Below are 25681 nucleotides of genomic sequence, written 5' to 3' on the forward strand. Positions count from 1 at the left end.
TCTTCTCCTCTACTCCACCGACATCAGGAGGGGATAACGCTCCTGGCCTCCGTCGTACACCATCACATCCACGGCCGGGTGGTTGGCCGCCAGCCACGCCGCGACGGCCTGGGCGAGCTCGCCCGTGGGGTCCTCGAGGCCGGAGACCAGCGTGACGAGCTCGCCACCACCGCCGATGAGCCGGGCGAGCACATAGGTGGCGCACACCTCCAGGTCCTGGCCGACCTTGACGAAGTCTCCGTCGAGCACCCCGAGCGCGTCGCCCGGCATGCACGGCCCCGCCATCGTAATCGCTCGGGTGTTCGAGATGGTGACGGCGCCATGCCTCGCGTGTCGCGCCGTGGCCGTCATCTCCAGCACGTCCTTGTCGAACTTCCGACCGGGCTCGTGGACCGCGATCGCCGCGAGCCCCTGCACCTGGGTGCGGGTAGGGATCACCGCCACGCTGATGTCGAGGTCGTCCTCGGCGGTGCGGGCGGCCGCCTCGGCCGACTGCCGGGTCGGGGCGTCGTTGGGGAGCACGATCACCTCGGCGGCACCGGAGGCGGTGATCGCCTCGAGCAGCTCGGAGGTCGTCGGGCGCCGCCGGGGGCCGCCCTCGATCACGATCGCGCCGGCTCCGCGGAACAGCTCGGCGAGGCCGGGGCCGGCAGCGAACGCGATCACCGCGCGGCCGCTGCGGGTCGCGTGCCGGTGTGCCTGTCCTGCGATCTGCTCGGCGAAATGAGTCACATGGATCCGGTGCGGTCGCCCGGCGTCGATCCCCGCCTCGATCGCCGCGCCGACGTCGTCGACGTGGACGTGCACGTTCCAGATGCCCTCGCCGCCGACCACGACCAGCGAGTCGCCCAGCGGCTGGAGCCGCTTGCGGAGATCCGGGATGGCGGCATCCTCGGCGTCGAGGAGGTACATCACCTCGTAGGCAGGACCGCCCGGCTCCAAGGCATGGCCGTCAGCCCCTCCGTCGACCTCGCCCAGACCCGCGGGGATCGGGATCGGGATGTGTTGGGTCGGTGCCTGGGGGCTCGGCCGCCGTCCGGTCAGAGCCGTCTCGAAAGCGTCGAGAAGCACGCAGATCCCGCGGCCACCGGCATCGATCACCCCGGCGGCGGCGAGCATGGGCAGTTGCTCTTGGGTGCGGGCGAGCGCGGCGCGGGCCGCACTGGCAGCGACCGACATCACGTCGCGGGTGCGCGCGGACTCATCGATCTCGACGCACGCCTTGGCCGCGTCGGCGGCGGCACGGAGCACGCTGAGCATGGTGCCCTCCTGGGGCTCCCCCACCGCGGCGTACGCTGCGTCGGCGGCGCGGTGCAGCGCGTCGGCGAAGACGGTGGCGGTGCGCTCGTCCTCGGTGCCCTGGATCAGGCGGCGCAGCAGGGCGCCGATCATCTCGGCCAGGATCACGCCCGAGTTGCCGCGGGCACCCAGCAGCGCGCCACGCGAGAACGCCCGCAGCCCTTCGCGCCAGTCGGGGCCGGTGTATTCGCGCAGCCGGTCGCGGGCAGCGGCGATCGTCAGGTAGAGGTTGGTGCCGGTGTCGCTGTCGGGCACGGGGAAGACGTTGAGCGCGTCGATCTCCTCGCGGTGCGACGCCAGCGCGTCGGTCGCCAGGTCGCCGAACCGGCGGAACAGATCGAGCTTGACCTCGGCCACGCTGCCCTCCCTCATCCTCGAACCACTTGCCTACGGCCGGACACCGTGACGACGGACACACTTCTCGGCGTCGCGGCCCCCAGGTTAGGCGGTGGCTGGGCACGGGGTAAACGACGGGTGAACAAATCCGAGGCTGCAGCAAAGACACGAACGGGTAACAAGTTCAGCCGCGTCGTGCCCTGCGCCGGGGTCCGTCCAACCCTAGTGTGGAGACCTCCCTACGCCGAAGGACTCCCGGATGTCGATCCCGACCCCGACCCCACGCGCGCGATGCGTCAACGAAATCTTCGACTTCTCGGCCGGGTGCGGCCTGGAGATCGGTCCCCTGCACCAGCCGCTCATCCCCCGTGACGCCGCCACGGTGTCCTACCTGGACCTCTACGACCGTGACCGCCTCTACGAGTCGTACGCCGACCATCCCCAGGTGAACCACGACACCATCCCCGAGATCGACTATCCGATGTGGGACGGCACCAGGATGCGTACGCTCGAGGAGGCCGCCAAGGAAGGCGCCCCCTTCGACTGGGCTCTGGCCAGCCACGTCGTGGAGCACGTGCCCGACCTGATCGGCTGGCTGGGCCAGGTCGAGGCCGTCACCGCTCCCGACGGCGCCCTGGTCCTGGTGGTCCCGGACCGGCGCTACACCTTCGACGCGCACCGACCGCCCACGACGATGGGGCAGATCCTGCAGGCGTACGAGGCCGGTGACACGACCCCGTCGGTGCGTGCGGTCTACGACCATCACCGGGCTGCGGTCAACGGCGACGCGAAGCGCCTCCACCGCCACGGGCCCAGCGAGGCGGAGACCTGCGTCCACGACCTCGGTTACACCCGGACTCAGCTCGAGCGCGCACGCCGGGGCGAGTATGTCGACTGCCACGTGTGGACCTACACCGACCGCTCGTTCCCGGAGATCATCGCCGAGCTGCGCCGGCTCGGCCTGACCGGCTGGTCGGTCGAGTCCCTCCTGCCCGTGCCCGATGACGACATCGAGTTCTACGTCGTCCTGCGCCGCGGCCTCTCCCCCGAGCTCCCCGAGGCCCCCGCGATCCCGGACTGGGTCGAGCACGGGCTCGAGCTGCGCGAGGAGGTCGCGCGGCTCCGTGAGGTCGTCGCGGACCAGCGGCGGCGGCTCGGGTCGCAGCGCAAGCAGCTCGCCGGCCAGCGCGCCGAGATCGACGCTCTGCGCGGGTCGAGACGGTGGAAGCTGGCCACCGCGCTGGCCGCTCCGCTGGACAAGTGGCGGGACCGCGGCTCGAACGAGTGACGATTTCGCCGGTCACAGCTCGACGGGCTACGCTTGTTCGGTTGTCTCGGCTGGGCAGCCGTTCATCGCGCTCGCCGGCAACATCTATCTGACCTCGATCATCTATTCAACCTCAGGAGTTCACGGTGGCTGCCGTCTGCGACATCTGCGACAAGAAGCCGGGCTTCGGCAACAACCGGCCGTGGTCCAAGAAGGCGACCAAGCGCCGCTTCGACCCCAACATCCAGCGCGTCCGCGCCGTCATCAACGGCACCCCGAAGCGTATGAATGTCTGCACGACCTGCATCAAGGCCGGCAAGGTCGCTCGCTGAGCTGATTCTTCGTCGAAGGCCGCTACCCCTTGGGGGTGGCGGCCTTTGTCGTCGTCGGGTCGTGGCGTCGGTTCGTCTAGGTATGCAGAGAAACCGTCGCTTCCCACGCGGAGTTCCGCACGGGAAGTGACGGTTCGTCTGCATACCTAGACGAACGGTCGCGTGGTCAGAAGTGCGTCCACCCCGCCGGCCCGTCATAGACCTCGCCGTCGACCGTGACCGGCTCACCGCCGGGCTCTCCGATCGTCCCGATCACCGTCCACCCCTCCGGCAGCTCGACGTCCGGCGGGAAGGCGGCGAGCAGCGAGTGGTCCTCTCCCCCGCCCAGCACGAACGCGAGCGCGTCGGCGCCGGTGGCGGAGGCGACCGCGTTGAGCTCGTCGGGGATGGTGAGCGCAGCAGTGTGTACGTCGATGGAGACCTCTGAGGCCTCGGCGATGTGCCTGGCCTCGGCGAGGAGCCCGTCGGAGACGTCGATCAGCGCCGAGGCGCCGGCCGCGGCGGCGGCGGGGCCGGCCGCGTACGGCGGTTGCGGGCGCCGGTAGGCGTCGACCAGCACCCGCGGCGACCGGAACCCTCGCTTGAGGATCGCCAGGCCGGCGGCGGCCCATCCCTGACGGCCGCAGAGCGCGAGTACGTCGCCGGGCTCGGCCCCTGAGCGCAGCACCGGTGCCTGGGCGACCGCGCCGATGGCGGTCACGGAGATGACGATCTGGTCGGCGCCGGTGACATCGCCCCCGACGACCGAGGCACCGACCAGGGAGCACTCCGAGGCGAACCCCTCGGCGAAGTCGACCGCCCACTCGGCCGGGAGGTCGGACGGAACCGCGAGCCCGAGGGTCATCGAGTGGGCGACGCCGCCCATCGCGGCGATGTCGGCGAGGTTCTGCCCAGCCGCCCGGTGGCCGATGTGAGATGCCTCCGCCCAGTCCCGGCGGAAGTGCCGGCCCTCGACGAGCAGATCGGTCGAGACCACCACGTGCCCCTGCTTGACCCGCAGCAGCGCAGCGTCGTCTCCCGGGCCGACCAGCACCTGCTCCCCCTGCGCAAAGTGCTTGGTCATCTCGGTGATCAGCCCGAACTCGCCGACGTCGGCGAGTGTCGTGTCCCTCGGAAAAGCCATGACTACATCCAACCCTCCCCGCGGTGCGCGAAGATACCGGGACACGCATCGCGTCGTCCTATCCCCAGGGTCGGTGTAGGTCGAGCGACAGATAACGCGATAGGTTACTGGCTGGACAATGTGCCAAGGGAGGCACTGAGAACAGGAGCTGCACCATGGTCGTACAGGCGTACATCCTCATTCAGACCGATGTCGGCAAGGCCGCCGAGGTCGCCACGGAGATCGGCAAGATCCAGGGCGTGACCATGGCTGAGGACGTCACCGGCCCCTACGACGTGATCGTGCGCGCCGAGGCCCGCAACGTCGACGAGCTCGGCAAGCTGGTCGTGGCCCGCGTGCAGAACCTCGAGGGCATCACTCGCACCCTGACCTGCCCGGTCGTCCACATCTGACATCGGACTGACGGCTCCACCCGGCCGTCCGTGACAACACTGTGTTAGAACCATGGGCATGACCACACCTCCTCTTTCCGGGCCCGTCGCCGTCATCGCCGGCGGGCTGAGCCACGAGCGCGACGTGTCGCTGGCCTCGGGCCGCAACCTCGTGCGCGAGCTGTCGGCGCTGGGCGTGGAGGTGGCTGCGTACGACTTCGACCGGGCGCTGCTGCACAACCTCGAGCGCGACAAGGCGGTCGTGGCGCTGCCGGCACTGCACGGCCAGTTCGGTGAGGACGGCGAGATCCAGACGCTCCTGGAGCTGATCGGGATCCCCTACGTCGGCACCGTCTCCACCTCCTGCCGCGTCGCGTTCGACAAGACGGCCGCCCGCGAGCTCCTGCGTCGCGGGGGCATCCCCGTGCCGGACTCGGTCTCGCTGTCCTCCACGACCTTCCGCGACGTCGGCGCGCCGGTGCTCATGGAGCACGTCATCTCGCGGCTGGGCGAGCGGGTCGTGGTCAAGCCTTCGCGCGGCGGCTCGGCGCTCGGCGTCACCGGCGTCGACGGCCTCTCCGCGCTCCCTGCAGCCCTGGTCAAGACCTACGCCTACTGCGACGAGGCGCTCATCGAGCGCTTCTACGCCGGCATCGACGTCTCCGTGGTCGTCCACGAGACGGACGAGGGCGTCAAGCCGCTGACCCCGATCGCCATCGACTTCAGCAAGGGCCACGAGTTCGACTTCGCGGCGCGCTACACCGCCGAGTTCGTCGGCTTCGGCCGCCCCGATCTCCCCGAGCCGCTGCTCGCCGAGCTCGGCGAGACTGCCGTGCGCGCCCACGAGCTGCTCGGTATGCGCGACATCTCCCGCACCGACTTCATGGTCACCCCCGACGGCAGCTTCGTCGTCCTCGAGGTCGCCATCACCCCCGGTGCCACCGAGACCAGCGTCTTCCCCTTCGCTGCCAAGCACGACGGCACCTCCATGGGCGAAGTCACCCTCGCGCTCCTCAAGCGCGCTCTCTCCCGCTAGCGCCGAGGCGTCGGCCCCGCTGGCCGAGAAGTCACAAGCGTCGGCCGAGTTGGCACCTGGGTGCCAACTCGGCCGACGTTTGTGACTTCTCGGCGCCTACCGGTCAGCTCAGGCCGGTGAGCTTGCCGGCGATGCCGCCGGCGGCCTTGAGGGCGACGCCCTCCTCGAAGTTCCGGGTGACCTGAGGGACGTGCTTCTCGGCCTCGGCGATGGCGCTGGTGAGGACCTCGGAGGCCGGCGTGTCGGGCCACAGGTAGAGCGAGAGGGCGCCGGGGATGGAGTTGACCTCGTTGATGTAGACCTCGCCCTTGCCGTCGGAGAGGAAGTCGATGCGGAGGATGCCGGTCAGGCCGGTGAGCTCTACGACGCGTACGGCCAGGTCCTTGATCTGCTTGGTGACCGACTCCTCGACCTGGGCGGGGAACTCGCGCGGGGAGGAGGAGAGGCCGTCGGTGTGGACGTACTTGGCGGAGTAGTCGTACATCTTCGCCTCCTCGGAGCGCAGCGGGCGCTCGACGTCGCTCACCGCGATCTCGGGGGCGGTGCGGACCGAGGCGTTGAGGTCGAAGAGGTCAGGACGGTAGGGCTCGACGACCGCGCCGGCACGCAGGTGCGGCGAGGTGTTGAGCAGCGCGAGACCGGTCTCGTAGTCGTCGACGACCTCGATGCCGATCGAGGAGCCGCCGAAGCGCGGCTTGACGATGTAGGGGCCCTCGAAGGACGGTGCCGCGTAGCGGGACAGGAGCTCACGCGAGAGCGACGGCAGGCCGGCATTGAGCATGACCGCGCCGAACGCGAGCTTGTCCATCCCGAGCGCGGCGGAAGCCGGGGTCGCGCCGGTCGCCTTGAGACCGGCGAGCTCGAAGAGCCACTGGATGCCGCCGGCCTCGCCCGCGCCGCCGTGGAAGGCCGAGAGGATCGGGCCGGTCTCCAGGCGCTTGCCGCCGCCGAAGCCACCGACGGTGTAGAAGCCGTCGCCCTTCTCGGTGCCGAGGCGGAACTCGACCGCCTTGGAGCCCTTCGGCTCACCACCGAGGAAGTCACGCGCCTCCTGCTTGGCGGGCACCAGGAACCACTTGTCCGAGCGTGCCCAGTAGAGGCACGTCACCTCGACGCCGGCACCGGAGAGGACCCGCTCGGCCTGCAGGCCGGTGAGGATGCTGATGTCGTGCTCGGCGCTCGGACCGCCGAAGACGATGGTGGCCTTGGTTACGCTCATGGTGAAAGCTCCTGGGGTCCTACGCGTAGTGGTCGGGGAGGTCGTTCTCGTACAGCACCACGTCGCCCTCCTTGGCTGCGGTCAGAGCATGATCCGCGGCCGCCTTCCGGCTGTCGAACGCAGTGGTGCGCGCTGGGTCCCCCGCACGCAGCGCTTTTCGGTTGGTGCGACCGACGATGCACAGCCGCATCTGGTCGGAGGCCGTGGCAGCCTGCGCGAACTCGATGTTGCGCGCGGCCTGCTCAGTGCCCAGCTCGACCATACCGGGCGTGATGGTCCACACCGTGCCCGACTCCCCTGCCAGCCGCTTCGCCTTCGCGAGCGCCGCGGCGGCGCCGGTCGGGTTGGAGTTGAAGGTGTCGTCGATGACCCACACGCCACCAGGAGTCCGGTTGGCCTCGGCACGGTGCGGCGTGCCCGGGATCGACGGCAGTCGCTCGGTGATCGTCTCGATCGGGACCTCGACCGCGAGGGCCAGGCCGACGGCGATCGCGACGTTGATCGGGTGGCCGACCTCGTCGGGCAGCTCCACGGCGTACGTCTGGTTGTTGATCGTCAGCGCGCCGTCGGTGACGATGACCTCGGCGGCGGTGCCGGGCACGGCGGAGCAGGCGATCACGCGCTTGCTGGCGCGCAGGTTCTCGGCGATGAGGGCGAGCTCGGGTACGTCGATGTTGAGCACCACCGTCGACGCCTTCGGGAGGATCTCCGACTTCGCCGTCACGATCGTCGCGCGCGACTTCATCCGCTCCAGGTGCGCTTCGCCGATCGTGGTGATCGCAGCGACCTCCGGCGGGAAGATCTCGGTCAGCTCGGCGATCTCGCCCGGGCCGTACGTGCCCATCTCGGCCACGAAGATGTCGGTGCCGGGCTGGAGGCGGTCGTTGACCGCGCGGGAGAGGCCCATCGCGTTGTTGAAGCTCGCCGGGCTCGCGAGCGTGGACCAGCGGCCCTGCATCAGGTGGGTGGCGTAGTTCTTGGTCGAGGTCTTGCCGTAGGAGCCGGTGATCGCGACGATCTTCGGGTTGACGGATCTGATGGTGGCAGCGGCCTGCACCTGCCACTTCTTCGCCATCGCCTTCTCGACCCGCCACATGATCGCCAGCGCCGCCTCGGCCAGCGCAACCGCCAGGATCGGCAGCAGGCCGGCAGCGGCAGGCAGGAACAGCGCGATCAGGAGCGTGACGACGGCGTGCAGCACGAACAGCACGCCGGCCAGCCGCTTGACGCGGTCGGTCCACACCAGCCGCTTCGCGCCGGCGAACGACATGCCCACCGGCCAGCCCACGAACAGCAGCGCTCCGACGAGCGCCCCGTAAGGCAGCACGAACGAAGCCAGGCAGACCACGACCACCGCCCCGAGCAGGATCGCCTCGACCGGGCGAGCCTTGATCCAGATCCACTCGATCGCGAACAGCCGCGTCGGCTCGTAGTGCTCACGCTGAGCGACCCGCAGCCAGCGGTAGTAGGAGACCAGGGTCAGCGCGGAGGTGACCAGGACGATCCACATGCTTCTTCTTCAGCCCCTCAAGTTCAGTTCGTACGCAGCTCGTCGATGGCGCCTCGAAGGCTCTTGACCAGCCCCGCGTCGAGCAGGTGCGCGGAGCCCGGGACGATCTCCAGGGTCGCACGGTCGCCCAGGATCTCCATGGCCTCCCCAGGCATCCAGACCGGGGCGGCCGTGTCGTTCTCGCCCCAGACCAGGCGGACCGGGAGGTCCTTCGGGATGGCCGCCAGCTGGTCGGCGTAGGACTCGTTGACGACCTTCACGAAGATGTCGCGGATGATGCCCTTGGCGTTGCGGTAGTCGGTCGAGCCGTACTTCTCCCGCAGCGCCTCCATCTTCGACTCGGGGATGAGCCCCTTGGAGTGGAGCCACCGGCCGACTCGGTAGGCGAGCTTGGGCTTGCCACCGGTCTTCGGCCGGAACAGAGGTACGCCGGTGAGGATGACCCCGCGGACGAGCTCCGGACGGGTCGCAGCGAGCTGGACGGCGACTCGGCCGCCGAAGCTGTGACCGACGAGCACCGGGCGGTCGAGATCCTCGAGGATCTGGGCCAGCCACTCGGCGTACTCCTTGCTTCCCCAGACCTCGTCGGGGGCAGGGGTCGCACCGAATCCGGGCTGGTCGAGCGCGAGCGCGTCCAGGCCCTCGAGCGTCGATCCCCAGTCGCTGCGGTTGCGCGCCCAGCCGTGCAGGGCCACGACGGTGGCGGCATCCTTGCCGTGCTTCTCACCGAAGGCACGTCCATCCAGCAGGGTCGTCAACACGGCCGCAACCTTATCCGGGACCACCCTCCGACCCGTAACCGCGCGGCGTGTGAACGGCCACATAGGCTCGGTCGCATGGATCTCAAGCCCGCCACGATCGCCGTCCACGCCGGGCGGCCGGCCCACGAGCCCGACCAGCCGCTCAACGTACCGATCACGATGGCGTCGACCTATGTCGCCGGCGGGGACAAGGAGTACGGGCGCTACACGAACGACGCGTGGGTGGCGTTCGAGGAGGCGCTCGGAAAGCTGGAGGGCGGACGGGCGCTGTCGTTCGCGTCAGGGCTGGCGGCCGTCGCGACGCTGCTGGACCTGGTCAACGACTCCGTCGTCGTGGCCACCGAGCAGAGCTACCTGGGCACCATCGGTCAGCTCGCGGACCTCGAGGCACGCGGCAGGCTGACCGCCCGTCTCGCGGACTTCTCCGACACCGACGCGGTGGTGAAGCTGCTCGAGAAGCTCGACGGCGAGGTCGCGCTGGTGTGGGTCGAGACGCCGACCAACCCGGGGATGCAGCTCGCCGACCTGCCCGCGATCATCGCCGCCGCGCACCAGGCCGGGGCCCGGGTCGTGGTCGACAACACCTTCGCCACTCCCCTGCTCCAGCAGCCGCTCGCGCTCGGCGCGGACATCGTCATCCACTCGGCCACCAAGTTCATCGCCGGTCACTCCGACGTCGTCATGGGCGCGGTCGTGGTCTCCGACGACGCGCTGTGGGACGTCCTCAAGGCCCGCCGCGACCTCCTCGGCGCGATCCCCGGCCCGTTCGAGGCCTGGCTGGCGCTTCGCGGCCTTCGTACGCTGCACCTGCGCGTCGAGCGCTCCGCCGCCAACGCCGCGACGCTTGCCGAGCGGCTGGCCGCGCACCCGGCCGTCGCAGAGGTGCGCTATCCCGGGTTCGGCGGCATGCTCGCCGCGGTCCTCCCGACCGCGGAGCAGGCCGACTTCCTGACGCGTTCGACGAGCCTGTGGGTCCATGCGACCTCCCTCGGCGGCGTCGAGTCCACCTTCGAGCGCCGACGCCGCTGGAAGACCGAGTCGGCGACCGTGCCGGACGGGCTGGTGCGGATGTCGGTCGGGGTCGAGGACGTCGACGACCTCTGGGCCGACCTGTCCCAGGCTCTGGACCGCATGGGGTCCTAGCCGAGGCTAGTCCTCCGGCAGCGGACTGACCACCAGCGCCGAGCCACCACCGCGGCGCCACGGCTCGGCAGCGGCCGTCAGCAGCCCGTCCGGACCGATCTCGATCGCGGTGGCCGCACCGAGCTCCGGGGTGGAGGCGAACTGGTGTCCCAGCGACGTCAACGGCCCTCCGTACGCCTGGATGAACGCCGGCTCGGCGCCGGTGTTCGCGGCGTTGCGCTGGGAGACCCGCGGCGCCGCCATCGCCTCGGGCAGCGTCCGGTCGCGCGCGAGCCGCTCGACGAGGATCTGGAGCACCGTGGTGATGATCGTGGAGCCACCGGGTGAGCCGACCGCCAGGACGGGCCGGCCGTCGGAGAGGACGATCGTGGGCGCCATCGAGCTGCGCGGACGCTTGTTGGGCTCGATCCGGTTGGGGTCGTCGGCCCGGTAGGTCGTCGAGAAGTCGGTCAGCTCGTTGTTGAGGATGAACCCGCGGCCCGGCACGGTGATCCCGGAACCGCCGGTCTGCTCGATGGTCAGGGTGTATTCGACGACGTTGCCCCAGCGGTCGACCACCGTCAGGTTGGTGGTCTCCAGGTTCTCGGTGTCCTTCGCGGTCACACCGGGGCCGGCCGGGTCGTCGCAGACGCCGTCGTAGTCGTACGCGTCACCGGCCGCGACCGGCTTCGGCCGGGCCGCCGCCGGGTCGATCCCGCAGGCGCGCTCGGCGGCGAAGGTGTCGTCGAGGAGGGCATCGACGGGCACCTCGACGTGGTCGGGATCACCGAGGTAGGCACCTCGGTCCGCGAAGGCGATCGCGCTCGACTCCATCAGGTGGTGGTAGGCCTCGGTGTCGCTCATCCCGGCGAGCTCGTAGCGCTCCAGGATGTTGAGCGCCTCGCCCACCGAGGTGCCGCCGGAGGACGGCGGCGCCATCCCGTAGACGTCGAGGTCCCGGTAGGTCGAGCGCGTCGGCTCGCGGTCGGGGGCGGTGTAGGCGGCGAGGTCCTCGGTGGTCACCCAGCCGGGAGGAACCGGGAGGTCGGTGTCGTCGGTCTTCGGTGGCTCGGCCACCGTCGCGGCGATCTGCTCGGCCAGCGGGCCGCGGTAGAAGGCCTTCACACCCTTGCGCCCGATCAGGTCGTACGTCGCGGCGAGGTCGGGGTTGCGGAAGCGCGTGCCCACCTCGGGGGCAGAACCTCCCGGAAGAAACAGTTCTGCCGTCGAATCGATCGCTGCGAAACGTTCTGCGTTGTCAACGGTCTGCTGGCGGAAGGTCTCGTCGACGACGAATCCCTTGCGGGCCAGCCGCGCGGCCGGGCGCAGAGACTGAGCGAGCGAGCGCGTGCCCCACTTCCTCAGCGCCTTGTCCCAGGTCAGCGGGGTGCCGGGCACACCGACCGAGGCACCGCTGGTGACCATGTCGGGGAAGAACGGGTATTCCTTCCCGGTCTCCGGGTCGATGAACGCGTCGTGCGGCATCGCCGACGGCGCCTTCTCCCGCCCGTCGATCGTCTCGACCTCACCGGTGCGTGCGGAGTAGTGCACGAAGAAGCCACCTCCGCCGATCCCGGCCGAGTAGGGCTCGGTCACGCCGAGCGCAGCAGCGGTCGCGACCGCTGCGTCGGTCGCGTTGCCACCCTTGCGCAGCACCTCCAGCCCGATCCGGCTCGCGTCCGGATCGACGCTCGCCACCGCGCCGCCGTAGCCCACCGCGGTGGGCATCTTCGGCGGCGGCGCGTGCCTGTCCTCCGGGGCTGCGGCCGCCCCGGCGTACGGGACCAGTGTGGCCAGCGCGAGCGCGCCTCCGGTCAGCGTGGACACAAGGGCAGTGCGACGTCCGAGCATGACGATCTCCCAGAGATAGACGGCCACTCGAACGTACTACGTCGGCGCCGATCCCGAATTGCGTTCTGAGATTCCTTAATTAGTAAGGGTTGCTTACAAACAAATCGCCTGCCACCATCGAAGGGCGATTCGGGCGCCTGGTGCCCGAGCCAGCCATCAACTCGGAGGTGTCACATGCATGTCGCCTTGCCCTCACGAAGATCACGCCGGACAGCCGGCCTTCTCATCGGCGCACTCGCCGGAGCGCTCGCCCTCACCGGCACGCTCGTCCTCACCAGCACCCCGTCCAGCGCTTCGCTGACGACGGCCGCCGCGGAGCCGACCGCGATCAACGGCTACCGCAACGTCGGCTACTTCGTGCAGTGGGGTGTCTACGGCCGTGCCTTCAAGCTCAAGCAGCTGGAGACGTCCGGGGTCGCCGACGACCTCACCCACCTCAACTACGCCTTCGGCAACATCCACCACCAGACGCTGACCTGCTTCGAGGCCAACAAGGCCCAGGGCGATGGGCCCAACGGCTCCGACGGCGCCGGCGACGCCTACGCCGACTACGGGATGTCGTACGCAGCCGACGCGTCCGTCTCCGGCACGGCCGACACCTGGGACCAGCCCCTGGCCGGCTCCTTCAACCAGCTCAAGCAGCTCAAGGCGAAGCACCCGAACCTCAAGGTGCTGCTCTCGCTGGGCGGCTGGACGTGGTCGAAGAACTTCTCCCTGGCGGCGGCAACCCCGGAGTCGCGGCGTACGTTCGTCTCCTCCTGCATCGACCTCTACATCAGGGGCAACCTGCCGGTCATCGACGGCCGCGGTGGCCCAGGAGCGGCAGCCGGCGTCTTCGACGGCTTCGACATCGACTGGGAGTGGCCGGGCTCGCCCAACGGGAACGCCGGCAACCACGTCGACCCGGTCAACGACCGCGCCAACTTCAAGGCGCTGCTGGCCGAGTTCCGCTCCCAGCTCGACGCGCTGGGCGCGACCACGGGCAAGGACTACCAGCTCTCCGCGTTCCTCCCGGCCAACCCGCAGGACATCGAGGCCGGCGGCTGGAACGACCCGGCGATCTTCCGCTCCCTCGACTTCGGCAACATCCAGGGCTACGACCTGTGGGGCGCCTGGGACCCGAAGCTGACCGGCCACCAGGGCAACCTCTACCCCGACCCCGCCGACCCGCGCCCCGACGGCAAACGGTTCAGCGTGGACGAGTCGGTCCGCGAGTACCTCGACGCCGGCATCTCACCGGCCCAGCTCGGCCTGGGCATGGCGGCGTACGGCCGCGGCTGGCAGGGCGCGACGTCCGCCCAGCCATGGGGTCCGGCGACCGCCGCGGCACCGGGGACGTACGAGGCGGGCAACGAGGACTACGACAAGCTCAAGACCCGCGGCACCGACCACTATGACGCCGCCACCGGCGCTGCCTGGCGCTACGACGGCAACCAGTGGTGGACCTACGACAACGTGTCCACGATCAGGCAGAAGGCGGCCTACGCGATCTCCAAGCGCCTCGGCGGAGGCATGTGGTGGGAGCTGTCCGGCGACCGCCAGGGCGAGCTGATCGGCACCTTCGCCGACGCCATGCGCAACGGCACCGGCGGCCCGGTCGAGGAGCCCGACCCGACCGACCCGCCGACCGAGGAGCCCACGGACCCGCCGACCGACCCGCCGACCGACCCGCCAGGTGGGGCGGCCGCGTGGTCGCCCACGACGGTGTACGTCGCCGGTGACCGCGTCACCTACGGCGGCCACCTGTGGGAGGCCAAGTGGTGGACCCAGGGCAACACCCCCGGCACCGAGGAGTGGGGCCCGTGGAAGGACCTCGGCACCGTCTGAGGCTCACCACAACAGCGACGGCCCCGGAGCAATCGCTCCGGGGCCGATCCGCATCGACGTACTACTCGGTCTCGGCCTTCGTCGGCCGCTCGAGCATCTCGTCCATGATCTCGCTGACCGTCTTGGCGCCGGAGACGACGTCGTCGACGTACTGCGCCAGCGGCACGTCCACGCCGACCTTCGCGGCCAGCTCACGCAGCGAGTGGGACGACTTGGCGCCCTCGGCGACCTGGTGGCTGGAGGCCAGGATGTCGGCGGTGGTCATGCCCTTGCCGAGCTTCTCGCCGAACGTACGGTTGCGAGACAGCGGCGAGGAGCAGGTCGCGGCCAGGTCACCCAGGCCGGCCAGACCCATCAGCGTCATCGGGTTGGCGCCGAGCTGGACCGCCAGCCGGGCGGTCTCGGCGAGTCCGCGGGTGATCAGCGAGGCCTGGGTGTTGTCGCCGAAGCCCATCCCGGCGGCCATCCCGGTCGAGATCGCCACCACGTTCTTGTAGGCACCACCGATCTCGCACCCGACCACGTCGGTCGAGGTGTAGGGCCGGAAGAACGGCGAGTGCACCCGCGCCTGGATCGTCTTGGCGACCTCCTCGTCGGCGCACGCGACCACGCCGGCAGCGGGCTCACGACGGATGATCTCCGGAGACAGGTTGGGACCGCTGACCACCGCGATCCGCTCCGGGCCGGCACCGGTGACGTGCGCGATGACCTCGCTCATCCGCTCCAGAGTGCCGAGCTCCACACCCTTCATCAGCGAGACCAAGGGCACGTCCTGGGGCAGGAACGGCGCCCACTCGGTGAGGTTGGTCCGCAGCGTCTGCGACGGCGCCGCGAGGACGACGAGCTCCGCTCCGTACGCCGCCTTCTCGATGTCGTGAGTGGCGCTGATGTTGTGCGGCAGCGCGATCCCCGGGTGGTAGTCCGGGTTCTCGTGGGTGTCGTTGATCGCCGACGCGACCTCCTCACGTCGCGCCCACATGGTCACGTCGTTGCCCGCGTCGGCGAGGATGACCGAGAACGCGGTGCCCCACGAGCCCGCTCCGAAGACCGCTACCTTGCCGCGTCCGTTCACACTCTGAGGCTCGCTCAACTGCCGTCCTTCTTCTTGGTCTTGCGGGGGTCGCCGGTCGCATTCACACCGGCCTTCTTCGGGTCGAAGAGCTCGCTGGGCGGCTCCTCGCCCCTGATGTCGGCCACCAGACCGACGATCGCCTTCATGATCCGGTCGGTCGCCTCGTTGATGACGCCGGTGGTGTGGTCCTGGACCTCGAGGTCCTTCAGGTCCACCGGGTCACCGACCTTCATCTGGATCATCTTGCGCCCGATCAGATGCGGCTTGAGAGAGTACGCCGGGAGCAGCTCCTGCGCTCCCCACTGTCCCACCGGGTAGACCGGGGCACCGGTCGCGAGCGCGATCCGGGCCGCGCCGGACTTGCCGCGCATGGGCCAGCCCGTGGGGTCCTTGGTGATCGAGCCCTCGACGTAGACGACCACGATGCTGCCCTCGTTGACGGCCTTCACAGCCGCGTCGAAGGCCGACGCGCCGGCCGCTCGGTCCACCGGGATCTGTCGAGCAGCCCGCAGGAACCTGCCGAGCGGCCCCTTGAACAACCCGGCCTTGGCCAGGTAGCTCGGCCGACGTCCGTAGTCCCAGACGATGTGCGCCGCCGTGAACGGGTCGATCTCGGAGACGTGGTTGAGCGCGATGATCGCTCCCCCGTTCTCGGGGATCTTCTCGCCGCCTTCCCACTGGTGGGTGGTGGTGGCGAGAAGCACGGGCTTCACGATGCCGACGGCCACGACCCATGGCCAGCCGAGCTTGCCCTCCTGGAACTTCCGGTACTTTCCCACCAGGGCAGGCTACCGGGCCGTCTCGGCGATGTTGTGACACACCTGTCAGGATCTACCTCGATGCCTGCACCTGCACCCGGCTACGTCATCCTGCTGCCCGTCAAGCCTCCGGCGCGCGGCAAGTCGCGGCTGCTCGGGATCGAGTCCCACGAGCGAGCCGACCTGGCCCGTTCGTTCGCCCTCGACACCGCCGAGTCCTGCCTCGCCGCCACGAGCGTCGGCGCGGTGCTGGTGATCACCGACGACTCCTACTTCGCCGCCGACGTCGCCCGTCTCGGCGCTGCGGTGATCCCCGACGGCGTCAGCGGAGACCTCAACCAGACCCTGGTGCAAGGTGCGCTCGAGGCACGCCGTCGCTGGCCCGGGCTCCGCCCGGCTGCGCTGTGCGGCGACCTGCCCGCGTTGCGACCGACCGACCTGGACATGGCACTGACCGCTGCGGGCGGGCTCGGCGCTGCGTACGTCGAGGACGCCGCAGGCGGAGGCACCACGCTCTACACCGCGCACCACGATCAGTTCCGGCCCGCGTTCGGGCCCGGGTCCGCCGCCGCCCACCGCGCCGGCGGCGCCCACCCGTTGGCGGGCGACCTCCGATCGCTGCGTCACGACGTCGACACCCTCGAGGACCTCGAGGCCGTACGCAGGCTGGGGCTCGGGCCGCGCACGGCCCTGGCCTCGGTGCGGGTCAGCAGTCTCGGCTAGGAGTCGTCGGCCGGCTTCTCGGGCGGAGGGGTCGGGCTCGTCGAAGTCCCTTCGACGGGAGCCTTCGCGGCCGCCTTCTTCGCGGGAGCGGTCTTCGCGGGAGCCTTCGCCGCGGGAGCCGTCTCGGCCGTCGTGGTCTTCTTGGCCGTTGCCTTCTGTGCTGCCGTCTTCTTCGCGGGGGCCTTCTTGGCCGCCGTCTTCTTCGCCGTGGTCGTCTTCTTCGCCGCTGGCGTCTTCTTGGCCACCGCCTTCTTCGCCGGGGTCGTCTCTGTCGGGGTCGACGCTGTCGGGGTCGACCCGGTCGAGGTCTCGTCGGCCGCGGCGGTCTTCGTCGCAGGCGCCTTCTTGGCGGGGACCTTCTTGGCGGGAGCCTTCTTCGCGGTCGTCTTCTTGGCCGCGGTCTTCTTCGCCGTCGTGGTCTTCGCCGTCGTGGTCTTCGCCGCCGTGGACTTGTTGGCCGAGGCCTTCTTGGCGGTCGTCTTCTTCGCCGCGGTCGTCTTCTTCGCGGGCGCGGCCGTCGTCTTCTTGGCGGCAGTCGTCTTGTCGACGGCGGGCTTCGCCGCCGGCGCGACCTTCTCGGTCGTCGCCGCGGCCTCCCTGGGACTGGCCTTGACAGGCTCAGCAACCGGCTTCTCGGCCTTGGCCGGCGCCTTGCGGCCGGGCCTCGGCAGCTTGACCTTCGGGACCGCGGGGACCTTGACCTTGCCGGAGACGACGTCGGAGACCAGCTTGCCTGCCGTGCCCGTCACCACGCCGACTACTTTCCCGGCCTGCTTGCTCGCATCAGCTACTCGTTTTCTCACCACCCGATCGACCATAGGCCATGGCCGCACATTCGATACATACCGACAGCATGTGAACACGCACTGTTCACCTGAACTCTCCTGATCCTCGGTGTCACGACGACTAGCGTGAAGACGTTCGGGGCACGTCCGACAGCTCGGCTCCGGGAACGCAGTCTTCGGCAGACAGGACGAGGAAGGTACGACCATCACCGACGTGCACATCGACGAGGAGCGGCCGCCCGTGGTGATCGAGGAGCCACCGGCCACAGCGCGGCCCAGCCGCGCGGGGATGCTGTTCTCGGCCTGCCTCGTCCTCGCCCTGATCGCCTCCGTGGCCTGGCTCGCGGTCCACACGACCCGGCTCGCCGAGGGCCGCACCGGGGCCGACGCCCCGACGCCGGCACCGCCCGCTCCGACGGTCCGCAACAACGAGCCCGCCGTCCCGGCGACGTACGCCGATCTGCCCGTCGGCCCCGCAACGACCCTGCCGTTCGTCGACCAGGGTGGCCGGCTCCAGCTCGGGGCGCAGCCGCAGAAGGTCTACGGATCTCAGATGAGCGTGGCCGGGTGGACGGTGCTGATGTACGGGCGTGCCGACGAGCCCGGCCCGGTGTGGATCGCGCGCCGCGGCACGACCGTCCAGATCCCCGGCCTGTGGACCCAGCCGGTGCTGAGCAAAGACGGCACCCGGCTCTTCGCTCTCCAGCAGACCGGCGACGCCACGTCCGCGCTCGTCGCGGTGGACACGACGACCGGCAAGGAGACCGACCGACTCGCGCTCGAGGGCACCCCGGTCGCCACCGCGATCCTCGGCACCGACCGCACCCGCGCCTACTTCCGCACCGGCATCGTTCCGACGCCTCCGGCCGCACCCGGCAACTACAGCGAGCTGACCGTCTCGCGGCCGCCGGTGACGGCGTGGGATCCCGGCCATGCGACCCAGCGGATCTCGTTGCCCCTCGGCTACCAGCAGCTGATCCCGCTGCGCCGCGGCGTACTCCTCCACAACCCCAGCGAGTGGGAGGCCCGCTTCGCCGCCATCGAGGCCGACGGCAGCCTCACCCAGCCCGGCGTCCACGCTCCGCTGCCCGGATCCGTCGCCGACTCCCCCGACGGCTCGATCGTCGCCATCGCCCGCAACCCCAGCGACCCCGGGATGATCAGCTACGGCGCCGAGCGCGGCATCGCGGTCAACATGAGCACCTCCGAGCACATCGACCTGCGCATACCCGACTCCGTCGAGAAAGTACGCGTCGCCGGCTTCGAGTCCGATCGCAGCGTCGTCCTCTACACCGCGACCGCGGCCGAGTCCTGGTACCTCCGCTGCTGGGTCGACACCGGCTCCTGCGACCGCATCACCGGCTCCCAGCGTGGTGCCGACGGCCGCCAGATCCGCCTCCCCTAACCCCCGCGCCGAAGCGTCAGCCCCGTCGGCCGAAGCGTCACATACGTCGGCCGAGACGTCACGGGCGTGACGTCTCGGCCGACGGGGGCGACCTTTCGGCCGCCGGGCGCTTCTGGGCGGTGCTCAGGCGTGCTGGGTGACCGGCTTGAAGGAGGGGCGGGTGGCCTCGTACGAGGCGATGTCGTCCTCGTGGGAGAGCGTGATGCCGATGTCGTCGAGGCCCTCGAGGAGACGCCAGCGGGTGTAGTCGTCGATGTCGAAGGAGTCCTCGATGGCGTCGACGCCCTCGCCCGCGCGGACGGTGCGCGACTCCAGGTCGACGGTGATCTGGGCACCGGGGTTGTCGTCGAGGTAGTCCCACAGCTTCTGGACGACCTTCTCGTCGACCTTCGCCGCGAGCAGGCCGGCCTTGCCGGAGTTGCCGCGGAAGATGTCGCCGAACCGCGAGGAGATGACGACGCGGAAGCCGTAGTCCATCAGCGCCCAGACCGCGTGCTCACGCGAGGAGCCGGTGCCGAAGTCGGGGCCGGCGACGAGGACGGAGGCCCCGGCGTACGCCTCGTTGTTGAGGACGAAGGACGGGTCGTTGCGCCAGGCGGCGAAGAGACCGTCCTCGAAGCCGGTGCGGGTCACACGCTTGAGGTAGACCGCGGGGATGATCTGGTCGGTGTCGACGTTGCTGCGGCGCAGCGGCACGCCGACGCCGGTGTGGGTGGTGAACTTGTCCATGACTCAGGCTCCAACAGTGACGAGGTCGGCGGGCGAGGAGAGGGTGCCGCGTACGGCGGTGGCGGCGGCCACCTCCGGCGAGACCAGGTGGGTGCGACCGCCCTTGCCCTGGCGACCCTCGAAGTTGCGGTTGGACGTGGAGGCCGACCGCTCGCCGGGGGCGAGGGTGTCGGGGTTCATGCCCAGGCACATCGAGCAGCCCGCGCCGCGCCACTCCGCGCCGGCGTCGAGGAAGATCTTGTGCAGACCCTCCTCCTCGGCCTGGAGGCGCACCTTGGCCGAGCCCGGCACCACCAGGAAGCGGGTGCCCTCGGCGACGTGGTGGCCCTGGATGATGTCGGCGGCGGTGCGCAGGTCCTCCATGCGGCCGTTGGTGCAGGAGCCGAGGAAGACGGTGTCGATGTGCACCTCCCGCATCGGGGTGCCGGCCTCGAGACCCATGTAGGTCAGCGCCTTCTCGGCCGCGATCTTCTCGTCGGCGTCCTCGAAGTCGTCGGGGCTCGGGACAGCCGCGCCCAGCGGGACGCCCTGGCCCGGGTTGGTGCCCCAGGTGACGAACGGGGTGACCTCGGCGGCGTCGAGGACGATCTCCTTGTCGAAGGTGGCGTCCTCGTCGGTGACCAGGGACTTCCAGTGCGCGACGGCCTGGTCCCACTCGGCACCCTTCGGCGCCTCGGGCTTGTCCTTGATGTAGGCGAAGGTGGTCTCGTCGGGAGCGATCATGCCAGCCTTGGCGCCCCACTCGATCGACATGTTGCAGATCGTCATCCGGGCCTCCATGGAGAGCTCACGGATGGCCTCGCCGCGATACTCCACGATGTAGCCCTGGCCACCGCCGGTGCCGGTCTTGGAGATCAGGGTGAGGATCAGGTCCTTGGCGCTGACGCCCTCGGGCAGCGTGCCGTTGACCGTGACGGCCATCGTTTTCGGCTTGTCCTGCATCAGCGTCTGGGTCGCCAGCACGTGCTCGACCTCAGAGGTGCCGATGCCGAACGCGATCGCGCCGAACGCACCGTGCGTGGAGGTGTGCGAGTCGCCGCAGACGATGGTCATGCCCGGCTGGGTGAGCCCCAACTGCGGGCCGACCACGTGGACGATCCCCTGCTCGGCGTCGCCGAGGGGGTGGAGACGTACGCCGAACTCCTCGGCGTTCTTGCGCAGCGTCTCGACCTGCGTACGGCTGACCGGGTCGGCGATCGGCTTGTCCCAGTCGAGGGTCGGTACGTTGTGGTCTTCGGTGGCGATGGTGAGGTCCGGGCGGCGTACCTTCCGGCCGGACAGGCGCAGGCCCTCGAAGGCCTGCGGACTCGTCACCTCGTGGATGAGGTGAAGGTCGATGTAGAGGAGATCGGGCTCTCCCGCGGTCGACCGGACGACATGCTCGTCCCACACCTTCTCCGACAAGGTCCTGCCCATGACACGTTCTCCATCTGGCATCTTTGGTCTGTAGTGGCCGGTGGCGGGTCGAGCGTCGAGTCGCAAGGTCAGATCCGCCACTTCCAGTCTGCTTCTCCGAGAGTAACGTTGCATCTCAGGTTCTGAGAAGTTAGTCTTGCGATATGGACAGTTCCAGTGGTGTAGGCGTTCTCGACAAGGCCGCTCTCGTGCTCACAGCGCTCGAGTCCGGCCCGGCGACCCTGGCGGGTCTGGTGGCCGGAACCGGCCTCGCCCGGCCGACCGCGCACCGTCTCGCGGTCGCGCTCGAGCACCACCGTCTGGTCGCCCGCGACATGCAGGGCCGCTTCGTCCTCGGCCCGCGGCTGGCCGAGCTGTCCGCCGCCGCCGGCGAGGACCGACTGCTGGCCACCGCCGGCCCCGTCCTGGCACGTCTGCGCGACATCACCGGCGAGTCGGCGCAGCTGTGGCGGCGCCAGGGCGACTTCCGGGTCTGCGTCGCCGCCGCCGAGCGTCCCTCCGGTCTCCGCGACACCATCCCCGTCGGCTCTCAGCTCACCATGCGCGCCGGGTCGGCCGCTCAGATACTGATTGCCTGGGAGGACCCCGAGCGCCTCCACCGCGGCCTGCAGAACGCCGCCTTCTCCGCGGCCGCCCTCTCCGGCATCCGCCGCCGCGGCTGGGCCCAGTCGATCGGCGAGCGCGAGGCCGGTGTCGCGTCGGTCTCCGCTCCGGTCCGCTCCCCCGGTGGCAAGGTCATCGCCGCCGTCTCCGTCTCCGGCCCGCTCGAGCGGCTCACCCGTCAGCCCGGCAAGATGCACGCCCCTGCCGTCCTCGCAGCGGCCGACCGGCTCTCGGAGTCGCTGCGGCGGGCGGCTGCGGAGTAGCTGGCCCGGCTGCTCACCGAGTCACCTCGATGAGCGCGTGCTTCCTTCGCGGAGTTCCACGAAGGAAGCGTCACCGGACCGAGGCAACTCGGCGAGCATTCAGCCGCCGCAGATCTCCCGCACCGCCTCACGCACGGCCTCGAAGTCCTCGGACCGCGTCTGATCCTCGCTGATCCCGACGACGACGGCGACGCCGTAGTCACCGAAGAGCCGCGCCTCGGCGTCCTCGAGATCACCGTCGACCAGCACGACCACACCGGCCGCGGTGCTCTCCGCGAACCGTACGGACCACGTCGGCTGCTGGAGGCCGCCGACGCGTTCGATCGTGCCTTTCGCCTCGTCGCTGGAGACGTCATGGTCGCATCGGGCGGGTCCGTCGACCGACACCTCGCGCCCGGTCGCGCTCTCACCGGCCGACGACTCGGAAGGCTCGGCGGTCCCGACGGACTCACCGCACCCGGCGAGGACGGCCGCGAGCACGGCGACCGCGAGTGGCGTACGCCACGACTGACGCTTCGGCCGACCCAGCTGACGTCTCGGCATCAGAAGAGGGCGCCGCTCTCCAGACCCAGCAGCGTCGTCTTGCGGTCGAGGCCCCCGGCGTAGCCGGTCAGAGAGCCGTTCGCGCCGACGACGCGATGACACGGGATGACGATCGGGATCGGGTTCCTGCCGTTGGCGAGCCCGACGGCGCGAGCGCCGTGGCCGGTCATCGCCAGACGGCCGGCGATCTCACCGTAGGAGCAGGTGGTGCCGTACTCGATCTTCTGCAGCTGCTCCCAGACCCGTGCCTGGAACGGCGTTCCGACCGGGGCCAACGGCAGGTCGAAGGCGGTCCGGTCGCCGGCGAAGTATTCGGCGAGCTGGCGAGCACATTCGAGGAGCAACGGGTCCGAGTCGGAGCGTTCCCCGCGTGGCCGTCCCTCGGCATAGAGAGCCGGCATGAAGTCGATCGCGGTGATCGCGCCGTCGAGCGCAACCAGTCGCAGCTCGCCGACGGGCGAGTCGATGATGGTCCACATCAGAGTTCCTCCAAGGCAGTCAGTGAAGTCCACAGGTAGAGCAGGGCGTACGAGCGCCACGGCCGCCACGCGGCGACGTCCGCCGCGGGCGCACCGAGCACGTCCAGCGCTCGTCGGATGCCGACATCGGTCGGCAGGAAGACATCGGGGTGGCCGAGCGCGCGCAGCGCGATGTAGTCGGCGGTCCAGGGCCCGATCCCGGGAAGGCCGATCAGCTGGTCGTGCACGACGTCACGGTCGGTGCCACGGTCGAGCTGGAGCTCACCGGAGGCCAGGGTCGCGGCGAGGCCGATGACCGCCCGTCCACGCGCGCGCGGCATGGGCAGCCCGGCCGGGTCGGCGGCCGCCAGAGCCTCCGCGGACGGGAACAGATGGGTCAGGCCCTCGATGTCGGTCGCGATCGGGTGGCCGTGCTCGGCGACGATCCCTGCCAGGACCGTGCGCGCACCGGCGACCGAGACCTGCTGCCCCACGATCGTACGCAGCGCCAGCTCTCCCCCGTCGACGGTGCCCGGCACTCGCAGCCCCGGCAGTGCCCGGGCCAGCGGGCCGATCACCGGGTCGTCGGCGAAGGCGTCGACGACCGCGAGCGGGTCGCAGTCGGCGTCGAGCAGCCGCCTCGCGCGTTCGACCGCAGCGGTGGTGTCGCGCAGGTCGGTGAGCTTGAAGGTCGCGTGCACGAATCCGGTCTCGCCCTCGGGGATGTCGGCGAGCTCGAGACGCAGCGTGCCCGGCCCGTTGGGCAGGTCGAGCGTGCGGGCGAACCACAGCCGCCCGTCCTCGACCCCGGCGGCCTCGACGCCGGGCACCAGATGGTCGCGCAGGAACGCATGCAGGGCGCGGCCGGCGAACGGGGTGCGGACCGCCAGGCGCAGCGCGATCGTCCCGTCGGCGCGGCGCCGCGAGCCGCGGCGCCCGCGCAGCTCGGTCGGCGAGGCCGCATAGACCTCGCGGACGGTGTCGTTGAACTGACGTACGCTCGAGAAGCCTGCCGCGAAGGCGATGTCCGCGAAGCCCAGCTCGGTGGTCTCCACCAGCGTCCGCGCGGTCTGCGCGCGCCGCGCTCTGGCCAGCGCCAGCGGGCCGGCACCGAGCTCGGTGGTCAGCAGCCGGGTCAGGTGGCGCGGCGAGTAGCCGACCCGGCGGGCCAGCCCCTCGACTCCTTCGCGATCGACGACACCGTCGGCGATCAGCCGCATCGCCCGTCCGGCCAGAGTCGCGGCCACGTCCCACTCGGGGCTGCCCGGCGTGGCGTCGGGGCGGCAGCGCTTGCAGGCGCGGTAGCCGGCGGCCTGGGCCGCCGCGGCGGTCCGGTGGAAGGAGACATTGACGAGTGCCGGCGTGCGGGCCGGGCACGAAGGGCGGCAGTAGATCCCGGTCGAGGCCACTGCCGTGTAGAAGACCCCGTCGAAGCGCCGGTCGCGCGATCGAACGGCGCGGTAGCACGATTCGAAGTCGAGTCCGTTCACGCTCGTCGTCCCATCCATGTCCACCATGTTGCCGCGTTCGGAACGAATTTACGCGCGGTTTTCGGACAGTGCCTTCCTCATGGTTTCACAATGCAGTTTTCTGCCGTCAACTGAATGCAGCAACCTCTCGGCTCACTGGTGCGTACAACCTGTGGGGGCTGCGCACGCAGGTGGTCTGCCCACACGGACGGGCGAGGGAGGGTGATGGGGTCGGAAAGCAGGTCGGGCACACGTACGGTCGTGCTCACCGTCGTGGTCACGATGCTGTTTCTGGCGGTCGGCACCGGGATCGGCACGTGGGCGTTCTACGACCGCCTCAACCGCAACCTCGGCTCCGGTGGCGACATCCACCACCTCGTCGACGAGCCCGAGGACGCGGCCGACGGTCCGAAGCAGCCGCTCAACATCTTGATCCTGGGCACCGACGGGCGTGACTGCGACGGCTGCTCGATCGACGGCGAGGGTGGCTCCGGCGGCTCCGACAGCACGATCCTGCTGCACGTCGCCGCCGACCGCGAGTCGGCCTACGGTGTCTCGATCCCGCGCGACGCGCTCGTCGACCGACCCGAGTGCACCGCCCCGGACGGCACCACGATCCCTGCGGCCAGCGACGTGATGTGGAACGAGGCCTACTCCCTGGGCGGCCCGATCTGCACCGCGCGGCAGACCGAGCTGCTCACCGGGATCCCGATCGACCACTATCTCGCGCTCGACTTCGCCGGGTTCCGCGGCATGGTCGACGCCGTCGGAGGCGTCAGGATCTGCATCCCCGAGGCGATCGACGACGAGGAGCACAACATCTTCCTGCCCGCCGGGACCCACAACCTGCGCGGAAAGCAGGCGCTCGACTACGTCCGCAACCGCTCCTCGACCCCCAACGCCGACCTGGGCCGGATGCGACGCCAGCAGTACTTCCTCACCGCCCTCGCGACCAAGGTCCTCTCCGCAGGCACCCTGACCCGCCCGAGCCGGCTGGCCTCGTTCGCCACCGAGCTGTCCCGATCGATCACCACCGACATCGGCTCCGTGGCCGGCCTGGCCGACCTGGCCGGCGAGATGCGCAACGTCGACCCGGGCAGCATCGAGTTCGAGACCGTGCCCAACCAGGCCTTCCCCGAAGGCGATCCCCACTGGGGTCGCCTCCGGATCCTCCCGGAGGCCGACGAGCTGTGGCAGCGGATGCTCGCGGACCGCCCGCTCCGCGATGCCGCCGCACCGGCCTCCCCGACGAACGCCCCGACCAACGCCCCGACCAGCACTGCTGCACCCACGAATCCCGAGGTCAGCGCCTCGCCGGACGATGTTCCGGCCGAGTCCGTGACCCCCGAGGAGAGGGAGAAGGACGCCGCTGACAACGGCCTCTGCTCCACCGCCTGAGTGTG

Annotated in this window: 24 protein-coding genes; 10 read left to right on the plus strand and 14 right to left on the minus strand. The window is 70.2% G+C overall.

Annotation, left to right across the window (positions count from 1 at the left end):
- Window positions 1-9 precede the first annotated feature (9 nt).
- A complete protein-coding gene (locus WBG06_RS21450; RefSeq protein WP_336739076.1) occupies window positions 10-1671 on the minus strand; it encodes a DAK2 domain-containing protein in 1662 nt (553 codons plus the stop codon).
- A gap of 223 nt (window positions 1672-1894) precedes the next feature.
- Between WBG06_RS21450 and WBG06_RS21455 the strand changes: the two genes are divergently transcribed.
- Both WBG06_RS21455 and rpmB read left to right on the plus strand, forming a co-directional pair.
- On the plus strand, window positions 1895-2923 hold the full coding sequence (locus tag WBG06_RS21455; RefSeq protein ID WP_336739077.1) for a methyltransferase domain-containing protein: 1029 nt from the start codon (window positions 1895-1897) through the stop codon (window positions 2921-2923).
- 125 nt (window positions 2924-3048) lie between these two features.
- Window positions 3049-3234, plus strand: coding sequence for a 50S ribosomal protein L28 (gene rpmB / locus WBG06_RS21460; protein ID WP_008358326.1), 186 nt, complete (start codon window positions 3049-3051; stop codon window positions 3232-3234).
- Between the two features lie 166 nt (window positions 3235-3400).
- On the opposite strand, the gene WBG06_RS21465 is transcribed toward rpmB, so the two are convergent.
- Window positions 3401-4357 carry a thiamine-phosphate kinase gene (locus WBG06_RS21465; protein WP_336739079.1) on the minus strand — a complete coding sequence of 319 codons (957 nt, stop codon included), beginning with the start codon at window positions 4355-4357 and terminating at the stop codon, window positions 3401-3403.
- A 155-nt stretch (window positions 4358-4512) separates the two neighbouring features.
- Here WBG06_RS21465 and WBG06_RS21470 point away from each other — a divergent pair, with 155 nt between their 5' ends.
- Together WBG06_RS21470 and WBG06_RS21475 are read left to right on the plus strand one after the other, a co-directional pair.
- Window positions 4513-4749 carry an Lrp/AsnC family transcriptional regulator gene (locus WBG06_RS21470; RefSeq protein WP_336739080.1) on the plus strand — a complete coding sequence of 79 codons (237 nt, stop codon included), beginning with the start codon at window positions 4513-4515 and terminating at the stop codon, window positions 4747-4749.
- 58 nt (window positions 4750-4807) lie between these two features.
- Window positions 4808-5764, plus strand: coding sequence for a D-alanine--D-alanine ligase family protein (locus tag WBG06_RS21475; RefSeq protein ID WP_336739082.1), 957 nt, complete (start codon window positions 4808-4810; stop codon window positions 5762-5764).
- 103 nt (window positions 5765-5867) lie between these two features.
- Here WBG06_RS21475 and WBG06_RS21480 read toward each other — a convergent pair whose 3' ends face one another.
- Genes WBG06_RS21480 through WBG06_RS21490 form a run of 3 tightly spaced genes read right to left on the minus strand, consistent with a single transcriptional unit; the run spans window position 5868 to window position 9254 of the window.
- Entirely contained in the window at window positions 5868-6983 is a 1116-nt protein-coding gene (locus WBG06_RS21480; RefSeq protein ID WP_336739084.1) for a hypothetical protein, read from the minus strand.
- Window positions 6984-7002: 19 nt separating this feature from the next.
- The gene (locus WBG06_RS21485; RefSeq protein ID WP_336739086.1) at window positions 7003-8493 is read right to left on the minus strand and encodes a UDP-N-acetylmuramoyl-tripeptide--D-alanyl-D-alanine ligase; all 1491 of its coding nucleotides are present in this window, start codon (window positions 8491-8493) and stop codon (window positions 7003-7005) included.
- A 23-nt stretch (window positions 8494-8516) separates the two neighbouring features.
- Window positions 8517-9254, minus strand: coding sequence for an alpha/beta fold hydrolase (locus WBG06_RS21490; RefSeq protein ID WP_336739088.1), 738 nt, complete (start codon window positions 9252-9254; stop codon window positions 8517-8519).
- A gap of 75 nt (window positions 9255-9329) precedes the next feature.
- Here WBG06_RS21490 and WBG06_RS21495 point away from each other — a divergent pair, with 75 nt between their 5' ends.
- Window positions 9330-10397, plus strand: a complete 1068-nt coding sequence (locus tag WBG06_RS21495; RefSeq protein ID WP_336739089.1) for a trans-sulfuration enzyme family protein — start codon at window positions 9330-9332, stop codon at window positions 10395-10397.
- A 6-nt stretch (window positions 10398-10403) separates the two neighbouring features.
- Here the strand turns inward: WBG06_RS21495 and ggt are convergent, their stop codons facing one another.
- Window positions 10404-12254, minus strand: coding sequence for a gamma-glutamyltransferase (gene ggt, locus WBG06_RS21500; protein ID WP_336739091.1), 1851 nt, complete (start codon window positions 12252-12254; stop codon window positions 10404-10406).
- Window positions 12255-12401: 147 nt separating this feature from the next.
- On the opposite strand from ggt, the gene WBG06_RS21505 reads away from it, so the two are divergent.
- On the plus strand, window positions 12402-14054 hold the full coding sequence (locus WBG06_RS21505) for a glycosyl hydrolase family 18 protein (RefSeq protein WP_336739092.1): 1653 nt from the start codon (window positions 12402-12404) through the stop codon (window positions 14052-14054).
- A 61-nt stretch (window positions 14055-14115) separates the two neighbouring features.
- Here the strand turns inward: WBG06_RS21505 and WBG06_RS21510 are convergent, their stop codons facing one another.
- Both WBG06_RS21510 and WBG06_RS21515 read right to left on the minus strand, forming a co-directional pair.
- Entirely contained in the window at window positions 14116-15144 is a 1029-nt protein-coding gene (locus WBG06_RS21510; protein ID WP_336739094.1) for an NAD(P)H-dependent glycerol-3-phosphate dehydrogenase, read from the minus strand.
- Window positions 15141-15905, minus strand: a complete 765-nt coding sequence (locus WBG06_RS21515) for a lysophospholipid acyltransferase family protein (RefSeq protein ID WP_336739096.1) — start codon at window positions 15903-15905, stop codon at window positions 15141-15143. The genes WBG06_RS21510 and WBG06_RS21515 overlap by 4 nt, the downstream gene beginning before the upstream one ends.
- Window positions 15906-15965: 60 nt before the next feature.
- Here WBG06_RS21515 and cofC point away from each other — a divergent pair, with 60 nt between their 5' ends.
- Window positions 15966-16607: a 2-phospho-L-lactate guanylyltransferase gene (cofC, locus tag WBG06_RS21520; protein ID WP_336739098.1), complete on the plus strand. Its 642-nt coding sequence runs from the start codon at window positions 15966-15968 to the stop codon at window positions 16605-16607.
- On the opposite strand, the gene WBG06_RS21525 is transcribed toward cofC, so the two are convergent.
- Complete coding sequence (locus tag WBG06_RS21525) at window positions 16604-17356, minus strand: hypothetical protein (RefSeq protein WP_336739099.1); 753 nt, start codon at window positions 17354-17356, stop codon at window positions 16604-16606. The two genes, cofC and WBG06_RS21525, sit on opposite strands and share 4 nt — an antisense overlap.
- Window positions 17357-17606: 250 nt before the next feature.
- Between WBG06_RS21525 and WBG06_RS21530 the strand changes: the two genes are divergently transcribed.
- Window positions 17607-18797 (plus strand): hypothetical protein, encoded by a 1191-nt coding sequence (locus tag WBG06_RS21530; RefSeq protein WP_336739100.1) that lies wholly within the window; start codon window positions 17607-17609, stop codon window positions 18795-18797.
- Between the two features lie 123 nt (window positions 18798-18920).
- Here the strand turns inward: WBG06_RS21530 and leuD are convergent, their stop codons facing one another.
- Both leuD and leuC read right to left on the minus strand, forming a co-directional pair.
- Complete coding sequence (leuD, locus tag WBG06_RS21535) at window positions 18921-19526, minus strand: 3-isopropylmalate dehydratase small subunit (RefSeq protein WP_336739102.1); 606 nt, start codon at window positions 19524-19526, stop codon at window positions 18921-18923.
- A 3-nt stretch (window positions 19527-19529) separates the two neighbouring features.
- Window positions 19530-20942, minus strand: a complete 1413-nt coding sequence (gene leuC, locus WBG06_RS21540; protein ID WP_336739104.1) for a 3-isopropylmalate dehydratase large subunit — start codon at window positions 20940-20942, stop codon at window positions 19530-19532.
- A gap of 143 nt (window positions 20943-21085) precedes the next feature.
- On the opposite strand from leuC, the gene WBG06_RS21545 reads away from it, so the two are divergent.
- Window positions 21086-21808, plus strand: a complete 723-nt coding sequence (locus WBG06_RS21545; protein ID WP_008358359.1) for an IclR family transcriptional regulator — start codon at window positions 21086-21088, stop codon at window positions 21806-21808.
- Between the two features lie 99 nt (window positions 21809-21907).
- Here the strand turns inward: WBG06_RS21545 and WBG06_RS21550 are convergent, their stop codons facing one another.
- Genes WBG06_RS21550 through WBG06_RS21560 form a run of 3 tightly spaced genes read right to left on the minus strand, consistent with a single transcriptional unit; the run spans window position 21908 to window position 24317 of the window.
- Window positions 21908-22351, minus strand: coding sequence for a hypothetical protein (locus WBG06_RS21550; protein ID WP_336739106.1), 444 nt, complete (start codon window positions 22349-22351; stop codon window positions 21908-21910).
- Complete coding sequence (locus WBG06_RS21555) at window positions 22351-22830, minus strand: methylated-DNA--[protein]-cysteine S-methyltransferase (RefSeq protein ID WP_336739108.1); 480 nt, start codon at window positions 22828-22830, stop codon at window positions 22351-22353. The genes WBG06_RS21550 and WBG06_RS21555 overlap by 1 nt, the downstream gene beginning before the upstream one ends.
- A complete protein-coding gene (locus WBG06_RS21560) occupies window positions 22830-24317 on the minus strand; it encodes a DNA-3-methyladenine glycosylase 2 family protein (RefSeq protein ID WP_336739110.1) in 1488 nt (495 codons plus the stop codon). Before WBG06_RS21560 ends, WBG06_RS21555 begins: the two co-directional genes overlap by 1 nt.
- A 186-nt stretch (window positions 24318-24503) precedes the next feature.
- Here WBG06_RS21560 and WBG06_RS21565 point away from each other — a divergent pair, with 186 nt between their 5' ends.
- The gene (locus WBG06_RS21565) at window positions 24504-25676 is read left to right on the plus strand and encodes an LCP family protein (RefSeq protein WP_336739111.1); all 1173 of its coding nucleotides are present in this window, start codon (window positions 24504-24506) and stop codon (window positions 25674-25676) included.
- Window positions 25677-25681: the final 5 nt, after the last annotated feature.

This window comes from Nocardioides sp. CCNWLW239, from assembly GCF_037137035.1.
Lineage (GTDB): Bacteria > Actinomycetota > Actinomycetes > Propionibacteriales > Nocardioidaceae > Nocardioides.